7 protein-coding genes are annotated in these 12,552 nt (G+C 76.6%); all 7 read left to right on the forward strand.

From position 1 onward, the window contains the following. On the forward strand, positions 1-3,490 hold a 3,490-nt coding region (locus ACWGIU_RS14315; protein ID WP_453705640.1), incomplete at its 5' end, for an SDR family NAD(P)-dependent oxidoreductase. After that, entirely contained in the window at positions 3,483-8,156 is a 4,674-nt protein-coding gene (locus ACWGIU_RS14320) for a beta-ketoacyl synthase N-terminal-like domain-containing protein (RefSeq protein ID WP_453705642.1), read from the forward strand. The genes ACWGIU_RS14315 and ACWGIU_RS14320, both read left to right, overlap by 8 nt. Beyond that, positions 8,146-8,466, forward strand: coding sequence for an acyl carrier protein (locus ACWGIU_RS14325; protein WP_453705644.1), 321 nt, complete (start codon positions 8,146-8,148; stop codon positions 8,464-8,466). The genes ACWGIU_RS14320 and ACWGIU_RS14325 overlap by 11 nt, the downstream gene beginning before the upstream one ends. Before the next feature lie 7 nt (positions 8,467-8,473). Beyond that, the gene (locus ACWGIU_RS14330) at positions 8,474-9,310 is read left to right on the forward strand and encodes an alpha/beta fold hydrolase (protein ID WP_453705646.1); all 837 of its coding nucleotides are present in this window, start codon (positions 8,474-8,476) and stop codon (positions 9,308-9,310) included. 2 nt (positions 9,311-9,312) lie between these two features. After that, entirely contained in the window at positions 9,313-10,488 is a 1,176-nt protein-coding gene (locus ACWGIU_RS14335) for a glycosyltransferase (protein ID WP_453705652.1), read from the forward strand. Then, the gene (locus ACWGIU_RS14340) at positions 10,485-12,350 is read left to right on the forward strand and encodes a methyltransferase domain-containing protein (RefSeq protein WP_453705648.1); all 1,866 of its coding nucleotides are present in this window, start codon (positions 10,485-10,487) and stop codon (positions 12,348-12,350) included. Before ACWGIU_RS14335 ends, ACWGIU_RS14340 begins: the two co-directional genes overlap by 4 nt. Further along, on the forward strand, positions 12,347-12,552 hold a 206-nt coding region (locus ACWGIU_RS14345; RefSeq protein ID WP_453705650.1), incomplete at its 3' end, for a hypothetical protein. The genes ACWGIU_RS14340 and ACWGIU_RS14345, both read left to right, overlap by 4 nt.

Genomic DNA, 12,552 nt, shown 5'->3' on the forward strand with positions numbered 1-12,552 from the left:
GTTCTGCTTCCGCGGCGGGGACCGGCGGGCGGCGGGCCGGGCGATGGCCCGGCTGGCCGCGCGGCTGGAGGAGAACGACGCGGCCGGACGTCCGTGGGCGCTGCGCGACCTGGCGGCGGAGACCGCCGCCGGAGCCGGCCCGGTCCACGTCACGGTCGTGGCCGCCGACCTGGACCAACTGGCGGGGCGCCTGGAGCGGGCCCGCACCTTCACCCCGGGCGCGGGGGTGCACGTACGGGAGGAGACCGTCGAGCCGGGCAAGGTGGCGTTCCTCTTCCCCGGCCAGGGCAGCCAACGCCCGCGCATGCTGGCCGACTTCTTCATGACCTTCCCCGCCTTGCGGCGACTCCTGGACGAGGCCCCGACGCCGGTGGTGTCGGCCATGTTCCCACCGGCCGCGTTCACCGCCGAGGGCCGGGCGGCGCAGCGGGCGGCGGTCACCGACACCCGCGTGGCACAGCCGGCCCTCGGCCTCGCGGGGGCGGCGGCACACCTGCTGCTCGGCGAGCTCGGCGTACGGGCGGACTGCGTGGCCGGGCATTCGTACGGGGAGCTCACCGCACTGTGGGCGGCCGGGGCCTATGACACGCAGAGCCTGCTGCGGCTCAGTGCGCGCCGCGCCGAGGCGATCCTGGCGGCCGCCGGCGCGGATCCGGGGTCGATGGCGGCGGTGTCGGCCGCGCCGCGGGAGGTACGGGAGATCGCGGCCCGCGCCGGGTGCGTGGTGGCGAACCACAACGCGCCCCGGCAGTGCGTGATCTCGGGCCCGACGCCGGCCGTTTCCGCGGCGGTGACGGCCCTTCGCGAGGCGGGCCTCGCGGCGGAACCCCTGCCCGTGGCCTGCGCCTTCCACAGCCAGGTGGTCGCCGGGGCAGCGCAGGCCGTCTCGGCGGAACTGGCGAGGACGCCGATGTCGACACCCCACACCCCGGTCTGGTCGAACACGACAGCGGACCGGTACCCGACGACGGCCGATGAGGTACGCAGCCTTGCCGCGCGCCAGGTCGCGGAGCCGGTCCGGTTCGTGGAGCAGGTGGAGGCCATGTACGCGGCCGGTGTCCGGACGTTCGTGGAGACGGGGCCCGGCCGGGTCCTCTCCGGCCTGGTCGGCCGGATCCTGCACGGGCGGCCGCACACGGTGGTCCCGCTGGACGTACCGGGCGAGCACGGCCTGGTCCGGCTGGTGACCGCGCTGGCCGAACTGATGGCGGCGGGGGTTCCGGTGGCACCGCAGGCCCTGTTCCGCGGCCGCGCCTCCCGCCTCCCGGAGCACGCCCCGCGCCGGCCGGGCTGGCTGGTGGACGGCCACCTGGTCCGCACCGCGGACGGCGCTCCGGTCCCGGGCGGGCTGCGCCCGGCCCGCCGGGTGGCGACCGGGGTGACGCCTCCCGCAGCCGAGCCGACGCCGGCGGCGGACCGACGGGAGGAGGCGGTCCTGGAATACCTCCGCGGCACCCGCGCCCTGGTCGAGTCCCAGCGGGACGTCCTGCTCGGCTACCTGGGCGCCGGAGCGCGCCAAGGTTCCGACGGGGCCGGGAGCGTGCCGGGGCGATCCCCGCAGGGCGCCGAACGCACTGCCGCCGCGCCGTCCGACCCTTCGCCGCGTCCGGCGCCCGAGGAGACGCCCCGGCGCGCGCCCGGCCTCGGCGGAGCCGCCCCTACCGGTCCCGCCCCCGCTCGGCCGGGACCCCGCACCGCCGAGGAGGTCATGGACCTCGTCCTGGAGATCGTCCACACCCGCACCGGATACCCCCGGGACATGCTCGACCCCGAGCTCGACCTGGAGGCGGACCTCTCCATCGACTCCATCAAGCGGGTCGAGATCATCGGCGCCCTCGCCGACCGCATCGGACTCCCCCAGGACCCGGGCGGCGGCTCCACCGAGTCCGCGGTCGAGGAGCTGTCCCGGATCAAGACCCTGCGCGGCATCGTCGACTGGATCACCTCCCGCGCACCCGCCGCGCCCGGACCCACACCGGCACCCGCGCCGGCACCCGCACCGGCACCGGCACCCGCACCCGGTCGGCAGCCGATTCCACCCCGGTTGAGTCGGCTCCGGGTCGATCCGCTCCCCGCGCCCATGGCCGCCACCGCCCCCGAGACCCTGCGCGGCCTGCGCGTCGGCCTGGTGGAGGACGGTCAGGGGATCGCTCGAACCCTCTCGACCGCCCTGGAGAACCTGGGCGCCGAGCCGACGATCCTGCCTTCGGCAGAGCCGGGTTACGACGGCCTCGTCGACCTCTCGGCACTGCGGACCACCGCGGACCCCGTGCTGCCGGGAGCCTTCCCGGGCCTACGGGAGGCGCTGACGACCGGGACCCCGCGGATGCTGCTCGTCACCGCGCCCGGCACCGCCGGCGCGGGCCTGCACGGCTTCGCCCGCAGCGCGGCCCTCGAATTCCCCGGCACGCTGGTCCGGGCCGTGGACATCCACCCCAAGGAGGACCCGGAACGCATCGCGGCGCAGCTCGTGGCGGAACTGAGCAGCACCGACACCCGCAGCGAAATCGGAAGCGGAAGTTCCAGCAGTCCCACCTCCGTCGGTTACACCGCCGAGGGAACCCGCGTCGCCCGCCTCCCCGTACCGGCCCCCCTGCCGGCCGCCCGTGCCCCCGAGGGCTTCCAGGGCGCCCCGCCCCTGGACCGCGGTTCGGTGGTCCTCCTCACCGGCGGGGCCCGCGGGATCACCGCCCGCACCGCGCTCGCGCTGGCCCGCTCCACCGGATGCCACGTGGAACTGGTCGGCCGCACCCCCGAACCACCACCCGGGGCCGACGAGTTCGGGCAGGCCCAGGACCGGGTCGCGCTGCGTGCCGCGCTGATCGCGGCGGGGCTGCGTACGCCCGCGGAGATCGAGGCCGCCGCCTCGCGGATCCTCGCCGCGCGCGAGGTGCGGGCCACCCTCGGCGCCCTCGGCACCGCGGCGGCCTCCGTCCGCTACCACTGCGCTGACGTCACCGACGAGCGGGCCGTCCGGGCCGTCGTGGCCGGCGTACGGGAACGCCACGGCCGGCTCGACGGCATCGTGCACGGCGCCGGCGTGCTGCGGGACGGGCTGCTGCGCGACAAGCGACCGGCCGATTTCGCCGCGGTGTTCACCACGAAGGTGACCGGGGCCCGCCACCTGGCCGCCGCGGCGGCCGAGCACGGGGACTGGCCCGCACCCCGGTTCCTCGCCCTGTTCGGCAGCGTCGCCGGGGTGTACGGCAACCGCGGCCAGTGCGACTACGCCGCGGCCAACGACGCGCTCGACGGCCTCGCGCACACCTGGGCGGAGTCCTTCCCGGGCCGGGTGCTGTCCGTCGACTGGGGTCCCTGGGCGGCGGAGGCGGGCGGGATGGTCACCCCCGAGCTGGAACGTGCGTACGTCCGGCGCGGGATCCCGCTCATCGCGCCGGACGCGGGTACGGCCGCGTTCCTCGACGAACTGGCGTACGGGAGCGACGTGCAGGTGGTCCTGATGGCGGAGGAGGGCCGGGGCGATGCGTGACGCGGAGCGGCGCGGCCCCCGCCCGACCGATGCCGCGATCGTCGGCATGGGCGCGGTGTTCCCGGGGGCCGCCGACCTGGCCGCGTACCGGCGCAATCTGCTCGCCGGTACGGACTGCATCGGCGAGGTCCCGCCGGGGCGTTGGGACCCCGAGGTGTACTACGACCCGCAGGGCGCCGCCGGGCCGGTGGCGGGCGACCGGTTCTACTGCCGGCGCGGCGGCTTCGTCGACGGTCTCGCCGCCTTCGACCCGACCCGGTTCGGGATCATGCCGGCCGCCGTGGAGGGGGCCGAGCCGGACCAGATGCTGGCCCTGCACGCGACGGCCGAGGCGGTCGCCGACGCGGGCGGCGAGGCCCGGCTGCCCGCCGACCGGTCGCGCATCGGGGTGGTGCTGGGGCGCGGCGGGTTCATGGGGGTGGCCACCGCGCGTCTCGACCAGCGGGTGCGCACGGCACACCAGCTGGCGCAGACCCTGCGGGACCTGGCGCCGGAGCTGGGGGAGCGGCGGATCGCGGAGGTGCGCTCCGCGTTCCAGGACGCGCTGGGGCCGGAGCGGCCGGAGGCGTCGATCGGGCTGGTGCCGAGCTTCACCGCCGCCCGGACCGCGAACCGGCTGGACTTCCGCGGTCCCGCCTACACCCTGGACGCGGCCTGCGCCTCCTCCCTGCTGGCGGTGGACCAGGCGGTGGGACTGCTGGCCGCCGGCCGCTGCGACGCGGTGGTCGCCGGGGCGGTCCACCACTGCCACATCGCGACGCTGTGGAGCGTGTTCACGCAGCTGCGGGCGCTCAGCCCGAGCGAACGGATCCGGCCCTTCGACCGCCGGGCCGACGGAACCCTGCTGTCCGAGGGCACCGGGGTGGTGCTGCTGAAGCGGCTGGCGGACGCCGAGCGCGACGGCGACCGCGTCTACGCGGTGATCCGCGGGACGGGCGTCGCCGGGGACGGCCGTGCGGCGAGCCTGATGAGTCCGCTGGTGGCGGGCCAGGTGCAGGCTCTGGAGCGGGCCTGGCGGGAGGCCGGACTGGATCCTCGGGCGCCGGGCGCGCTGGGGCTGCTGGAGGCGCACGGCACGGGCACCCCGGTCGGTGACGCTGCTGAACTGGACACCCTGGCGCGGGTCTTCGGCCCGCCCGGGCCGGGGAGCGGACGCGGGGTCGGCTTCGGCTCGGTGAAGTCGATGCTCGGGCACACCATGCAGGCCTCGGGCATGGCCGGGCTGATCAAGGCGGCGCTGGCCGTGTACGAGGGGGTGCTGCCGCCGACGCTGCACATCGAGGAGCCGCACCCGGACCTGGCCCGGACCCGGATGCGGCCGGTGGGCGCTGCCGAGCCGTGGGAGCGCGGTCCACAGCCGCGCCGGGCCGGGGTCAACGCGTTCGGCTTCGGTGGGATCAACGCCCATGTGGTGCTGGAGGAGGCTCCGAGGGCCCCGCGCCCGGCCCACGGTTCCGTCCCCGCTCCCTCCCCCGCCCCCAGCCCCTCCCCCGTCTCCGCACCCTCCCCCGGCTCCGGCCCCGGCCGGGCGGCCCCGGTGCGTCGTTTCCTGCCGCTGGGAGCCACGGCCGCGCCGGTCGGTCCGGCCGCAGGGGGCGACGTACTCCTGATCGGTGCGGACACCCCGACGCAGCTGTCGGCCCGGCTGGCGTCCGCCGCCCCGGTGTCCGGCGGTGACGGGCCCTGCCGGGTCGCGGTGGTCGGGCCCACACCCCAGCGGCTCGCGCTGGCCGCCAAGGTGGTGGCGCGCGGCCGGCCGTGGCGGGGGCGCGGGGAGGTGTGGTTCACCCCGGAGCCGCTGGGCGGCCGGTTTGCGTTCCTGTTCCCGGGCCTGGAGCCGGAGTTCGCCCCCGTGGTGGACGATGTGGCGGAGCGGCTCGGGCTGGCGGCGCCCCGGCTGACCCGCGGCGCGTCCCTCGTGGAGCGGGCCCTCGACGCGATCGCGACCGGCCGTTTCTTCGCCCGCGTCCTGCCCGAACTTGGCATCGGGGCCCATGTGCTGGCGGGTCACAGCCTGGGCGAGTGGGCGGCGATGGTGGCTGCCGGCATGTACCCGCAGGAGGCGGCCGACACCTTCCTCGGCTCACTGCAGCCGGGTGATCTCCGGGTCCCCGATCTCGTGTACGCGGCGCTGGGCTGCGGCGCGGCGCGGGCGCGGGCCGCGCTCCACGACCTGGACCGGGTGGTCGTCAGCCACGACAACTGCCCGCATCAGTCGGTGATCTGCGGCGAGCCGGCACAAGTGGCCGCCGTCGTCGCGCGGTTGCGCGCTGACGGGGTCCTCGGCCAGGAGCTGCCGTTCCGTTCGGGCTTCCACACCCCGATGTGGGAGCCGTATCTCGGGCAGGTCCGGGCCGCCTTCGGCCGGCTGCCGCTGCGGCCCGCGGAGCTCCCGGTGTGGTCGGCCACCACGTGCGCGCCGTTCCCGTCCGCACCCCGGGACGTACGGGACCTGGTCGTACGGCATCTGCTGGAGCCGGTCCGCTTCCGTGAGCTGACACTGCGGCTGTACGACGACGAGGGCGTGCGCGGCTTCGTCACCCTGGGCCCGGGCAGCCTGCCGGGCTTCGTCGAGGACACCCTGCGCGAGCGCCCGCACCTGTCGGTCTCCGCCTCCTCCGCACGCCTGCCGGGGCTGGCGGCGCTGCGCCGCACCTGCGCCGCGCTCTGGACCGAGGGGTACGCGCCCCGGTGGGACCGGCTGGCCGACGTGACGCCCGTACCGCCCGTACCGCCGGTACCGGCCCCGGTCCGCTCCCCCGGGCGCGCGATGCCGCTGGACCTGGGTTCCCCGCTGGTCCGTCTCGGCGAGCCGGCGCGGGCCGCACTCGTCGGCGTCCTGGCGTCGGCACCGACCGCCCCGGTACCGGCCCCGGCCGGACCCGCGGGCGACCGGCCGGTGCTGCTGTCCGCCCTCGACGCGGTGCTGGCCGACGCCGGCTCGGCCGCCCGGGCCGTCACCGAGGCCTGGTCGACGGGAGTCCCGGAACCCGCGACGGCCGCTGCCCCGGCCCCTGCCCCGGCTCCGGCTCCGGCCCCTGCCCCGGCTCCGGCTCCGGCTCCGGCCCCGGGACGTCACACCCTGCGGCTGTCCCTCGCCGCACTCCCCTACGTACGGGACCACTGCGTGTACCTCCAGCCCGACGGCTGGCCGGAGGACTCCGACCGGTTCCCCGTCGTGCCCATGACCACCATGCTGGAGCTGGCCGCCGAAGCCGCCCGGCAGCACGCCCCGCCCGGCCTCGCCGTCATCGGCTACGAGGACGTACGGGCCCTGCGGTGGCTCTCGGTCGAGCCGGCCGTCGACGTCGAGGTCACCGTCCGCGGTGACGGGCCCGGCCGGGCGCGGGTCACCCTCGGCGCGTACGCCTCGGTGGTCGTGCTGCTCGGCGAGCGCTACGGGGAGCCGCCCGCACCCGACGGAACGCCCCTGCGCGAGCCCGGACCCGCCCCGGTCAGCGCCGCGGCCCTGTACCGGGACCGGTGGATGTTCCACGGCCCCCGCTTCGCCGGGGTCCACGAGGTGCGGTCCGTCGGCTCGGACGGCATCCACGGGGTCCTGCGCGCGCTGCCCGACCCGGGCGCGCTGCTCGACGCCGCGGGGCAGCTCTTCGGGCACTGGATGCAGTTGCGGCTGCCGGTCGACCGGCTGGTGTTCCCGGCCACCGTGGACCGCATCCGGTTCTACGGGCCACCGCCCGCCGCGCGGGAGCTGGTGACGGCCACGGCCCGGATCCGCGCGGTGCACGACGTCACCGTGCGCGGAGACATCGAACTGCGCGGGGCGAGCGGCGGGGTGTGGGCCCGGATCGAGGGGTGGACGTACCGCCGGTTCGGGGCCGACGAGCGGGTCTGGCCGATGAAGTTCACCCCGGAGGTGTGCGGGATCGGCGAGCCCCGGCCCGAGGGCTGGTGCCTGGCCCGGCGCCGCTGGAACGATCCCGCCTCGCAGGAGCTGGTGATGCGCCGCTACCTCGGCGCCGCCGAGCGGGCGGCCTACGAGGGGCTGTCACCGCGCGCCCGGGCGCCGTGGCTGCTGGGCCGGATCGCGGCCAAGGACGCGCTGCGTCAGCTGCTGTGGGACGGCGGGGCCGGGCCGGTGTTCCCCGCGGAGGTGCCGATCGGCAACGACCCGGCGGGCCGTCCGCTGGCCGAGTCCCCGCTGACCGCCGGCTACCGGCTGTCGATCGCCCACAAGGACCGGATCGCGGTCGCCCTCGCCGACCCGGCCCGCGCGGTCGGCATCGATGTGGAGCAGGTGACGGCGGACCCGGACACGCTGATCCGGATCGCCCTGCGGCCGGCCGAACTCCGCCTCGCCGAAGAGCTGGCCGCCCGTGGGGGCACCGACCTGCCCGCCGCGCTCACCGCCCTGTGGTGCGCCAAGGAGGCCGCGGCCAAGGCCGCCGGGCGCGGGCTGGGAGGCCGGCCGCGGGACTGGCGGGTGGCCGGCGACCCGGATTCCGGCGCGCTGCTCGTGACCTCCCCCGAGGGGGACCCGTACCCGATCCGCACCACACCGCTCACCACACCGCTCACCGCACCGCTCACCGCACCGCTCACCGGCACCGTGCCCGAACACGTCGTCGCCTGGACCGACCACCTCGCGGCGCCCTCCCCCGTACCCGTCCCCCTTCCCCTCACGGAGGTCCGTCATGGCAACTGACATCCTCGCCGAGATCACCGGCATGCTCGTGGAGATCGTCGGCGACGAGTACCTGCTCGCGGAGGAGGTCACCTCGAAGACGACCTTCAACGAAGATCTCGCCCTGGAGAGCATCGAGTTCGTCGCCCTCGCCGAGCTGCTCCACCACCGCTACGGCGCCGACGTGGATCTGATGGGCTTCCTGGCCGAGAAGGACATGGACGCCATCCTGGCCATGTCCGTCGGCGACCTCGTCACCCACATCGGCCGGATCACCCACACCTCCCTGGCCCGGGCCGCGGCGGGGTCCTCCCCCGCGTCGGCCGGCTGAGCCGGCCGTGGCCTTCGTCACCGCGGGCTCCCTGCGCTTCCACGTCCAGCGGCTCCCGGCCACCGCCGGCGCCGCTGCCCCCGACCGGCCCGTCGTGGTGTTCCTGCACGGGCTGGTCGTCGACAACCTGTCCTCCTTCTACTGCCCGCTGGCCATGCCGGTGGCCCGGTCCGGCCACGAGGCCGTCCTCTACGACCTGCGCGGCCACGGCCGCACCGAGCGTCCGGGGTCCGGCTACGACAACCGCAGCGCCGTGCGGGACCTCTTCGCCCTGCTCGGCACGCTGGACCTCGGGCAGCGACCGGTGCACCTGGTCGGCAACAGCTACGGCGGGACGCTCGCCCTGCATGCCGCCCTGGCCCGGCCCGACCTGGTCACCGGGCTCACCCTCCTCGAACCGCCGCTCGGCGGCGCCTGGGTGGAGAACATGGTGGACACCCTGTCGGCCGCCGCTCTGAGCCTGGAGGACAGCACGGTTCCGACCGAGCTGCTCACCCTGCGGCTGCGCAAGGCCGCCAACCTGACGGCCATCGCCGACGCCCTTCTCAACCGCACCACGCTCATCGACGACATCGCGGCGAGCCGCGTCTTCACGCCGGCGGACTTCGCCGGACTGCGCTGCCCGGTCCTGGTCGTCTGCGGCGAGCATTCCGAACTGCTGCCGGGCGGGCGGGAGCTGGCGCACCACGCCCCACAGGGTGTGCTGCGGATCCTGCCGGATCTGGGGCACGACGTCCTGAAGGAGAGCAGCGGGGTCCTGCGGGAGACCGTGCTCGCCCATCTCGACGCGACGGCCGGTGCGGCGACGGCGGCGTGGCCGCGGGTGGGAGCGCTGGTCCCGTGAGGGTGCTCTTCACCGTGCCGCCGTTGGCGGGGCACGTCAATCCGACCGTGGCCGTCGGCGCCGAACTGGTCGCCCGGGGGCACGAGATCGCCTGGACGGGACCGCCATCGGCGCTGGCCCGGCTGCTGCCCGCGCAGGCCCGGATCCTGCCCGCGGGGGAGGAACTGGGCGCAGGCGGGTACGCGGCACTGCACGAGAGCTGGCGCGATCTGCGCGGGGTCGGCGCGCTGCGGTTCCTGTGGGAGGAGGCGCTGGTGCCGCTGGCCCGGGCGATGGTGCCGGGGGTCGCCCGGGCCGTCCGCACCTTCGGGCCGGATGTGCTGGTCGCCGACCAGCAGGCCCTGGCCGGGCCGCTGGTGGCCCGGCGGCTCGGTGTCCCGTGGGTGACGTCGGCCAGTACCTCGGCCGAGCTGACCCGGCCCTTCGCGGACTTCCCGAAGGTCGGGGAGTGGGTGGCCGGGCAAATCTCAGGCCTGCTCGCGGAGTTCGGCGCGGGGCGGGGTCCGGGGAGCGGGAGGGGCTGGGACCCACGCTTCTCGGAGCGGCTGGTGCTGGTCTTCTCCACTCCTGAACTCGTGGGCGCAGGACATGGCTTCCCGCCCCACTACGCCTTCGTGGGACCGGCCTTCGGGGCCCGTCCGGCGGCGCCCGGATTCCCCTGGCAGCGGCTGGACCCGGCGCGGCGACGGGTGCTGGTGTCCCTGGGCACCCTCAACCAGGCGGCCGGGGCCCGGTTCTACGGCGCGGTGCTGGGGGCCGCCGAACGGCTGGCCGAGCAGGTCCAGTTCGTCCTGGCAGCGCCCTCCGCCCTGATCGGGGCCACACCGGACCACGTGCTGCTGCAGGAGAGCGTCCCGCAGCTGGAGCTGCTGCCGCACCTGGACGCGGTGGTCTGTCACGCGGGCCACAACACCGTCTGCGAGGCCCTCGCGCACGGGCTGCCGTTGGTCGTCGCCCCGATCCGGGACGACCAGCCGATCGTGGCCCGGCAGGTGGCCCTGGCCGGAGCCGGCGTCCGGGTGCGGTTCGGCCGGACCCGGGCCGAGGAACTGCGCGACGCGCTCACCGCCGTGCTGGACGACCCCGGCCCCCGCCGGGCCGCCCGGCGGATCCAGGCCTCATTCGCCGCCGCGGGCGGGGCCGCCGCCGCGGCCGACCGGTTGGAGAAGCTGCTATGACACCACCCCCGCTCCCCAGGGTCCCCTGGACCTCCGTCCTGCTCCTGGCCGCCCTCGGCGCGGGCACTGTACGCGCCAGGCGCCGGCTGCGGGCCCTCCCGGTGCTGCCGCCGACCCCGCCCGCGGCGGCCGGGGTGCCGCGGGCCGCCGGGTGGCGGCTGCTCACCGCCCGGGGGGTCGAGCCGGATGCGGCCACCTTCCTCGCGGCCTGCGCGTACGCCGAAGGGGAGGGCCTGCGGGTGCTGGACCTGCTGCCCGGGGACCTGGCCGCCGAGCGGGCGCTGGGGCTGCTGCGCCTGGTGGACCCGGGCAGGTACCGACAGGACCGGCTCGGCGAGGGCCGCGGGGCCGGGTTCGCCGTGCTCGTCACCGAGGAGGTGCTGGACCGGGCCGGGGTGGATGCGGGCGGGCCGCGCCCGGATCCGGCGGAACTCCTAGCGCTGACCCGACGTTTGAAGGAGTACGCCGCCGATGCCACGGGGCTGGCCATCGCCCCCGGCCTCAGCTGTGGCGGGGCCGGGGATCCCGGGGGGCCGGCGCGGGCCGCCGAGTTGCGGGCCCAGGGTCTGCCGCCGGGGGCGCTGGCCGCCGCGCAGCTCGGCGGACTGGCGCTGCTGGCGGGCGTCGCCGTGCGCCAGGGCCTGTGGGGCGCGGCCGCGGCCGGGCTGTACTGGCTCCAGCCGTACCTCGTCCTCGGCGGTCGGCGCTCCGCGTTGCGTCCGGCCGGTCTGGGCCGGGCCACCGCGGCCCGGCCGGTGCGCTCCCTCGGTGCGGGCCTGCGTACGGCCGCGGCCGCGGGCCGGGACATCCCGTCGGACGGTGTGCCGGAGGCCGTGCGGGCCGCCGCGTACCAGGAGGACCTGGCCGCGGGCACCGGCCGGTTCCTCGAACCGCGCCGCACGGATTGCCCGTGGTGCGGTTGCGGGCGGCTCGCCGTCCGGGTCCGGGTGCCCGACCTGCTCCAGGGCAAGCCGGGCCGGTTCACGCTGGAGCGGTGCGGGGAGTGCCGGCACGTCTTCCAGAATCCCCGGCTGACCCCGGAGGGGCTGGACTTCTACTACCGGGACTTCTACGACGGGCGCGGCGGCGAGGGCGCGGGCATGGTCTTCGGGAGGCTGGGCGCCGCCTACCGGGGGCGTGCGGAGATGCTCCTCCCGCACGCCGACCCGGTGTCCTGGCTCGATGTCGGCACCGGGCACGGCCACTTCTGCAACGCGGCGCGGGACGTCTGGCCGCGGACCCGGTTCGACGGGCTCGACATGGGCGACGGGGTGCGCGAGGCCGAGCGGCGCGGCTGGGTGGAGACGGCATACCTGGGGCAGTTCCCGGAGTTCGCCTCGAAGCTGGCGGGTCGGTACGAGGTGGTCAGCATGTACCACTACCTGGAGCACACCCGGGATCCGTTCGCCGAGCTGGACGCGGCGGTCACCGTCCTCGCCCCCGGCGGGTTCCTGGCCATCGAGCTGCCCGACCCGGAGTCACGGATGTCCCGGCTCCTCGGGCCGTTCTGGCTGCCCTGGTTCCAGCCCCAGCACCAGCACCTGATGCCCGCCGCCAGTCTGCGCGAGGCGCTGGCGGACCGGGGGTTCACCGTGGTCGCCGAGGAGCACGGAGCGGCCCACCAGGGCAACGACCTCTTCGGCGCGGTCGCCCTGGCGGCGACGCGGCTGGCCCCTGATCCGGACCGGCCGTGGGGCCCGGGGCCCACACCGCGCGCCCGGCTGCTCGCCCACGCCGTACGGGTGGCCTCCGTGCCGTGCTTCGCCGCCGCGGCGGTGCTCGACACGATGCGCACGGCGGCGGCCCGGCGCACGGACGGCGGGAACGCCTACCGGATGCTGGCCCGCAAGGACGCGCCGTGACGGGCGCGGAACCCGCCGCAGGCCGGGTGAAATCATGGGCCGGCGCCACCGGTTCGCGCACCGCGGGATCCGGCGCTACGGGCGGGGGCGAGCCCGGGCCCGCCGCCGTCACCGCCGACCGCGCCGACCGCGCCGGAGGCGACCTGGCCCGGCGGGCGACGGCCGATCCGCTGTACCGCCTCGTCGCGTACGCCCTGGAGGC

It is taken from the genome of Streptomyces sp. NPDC054840 (assembly GCF_053611065.1).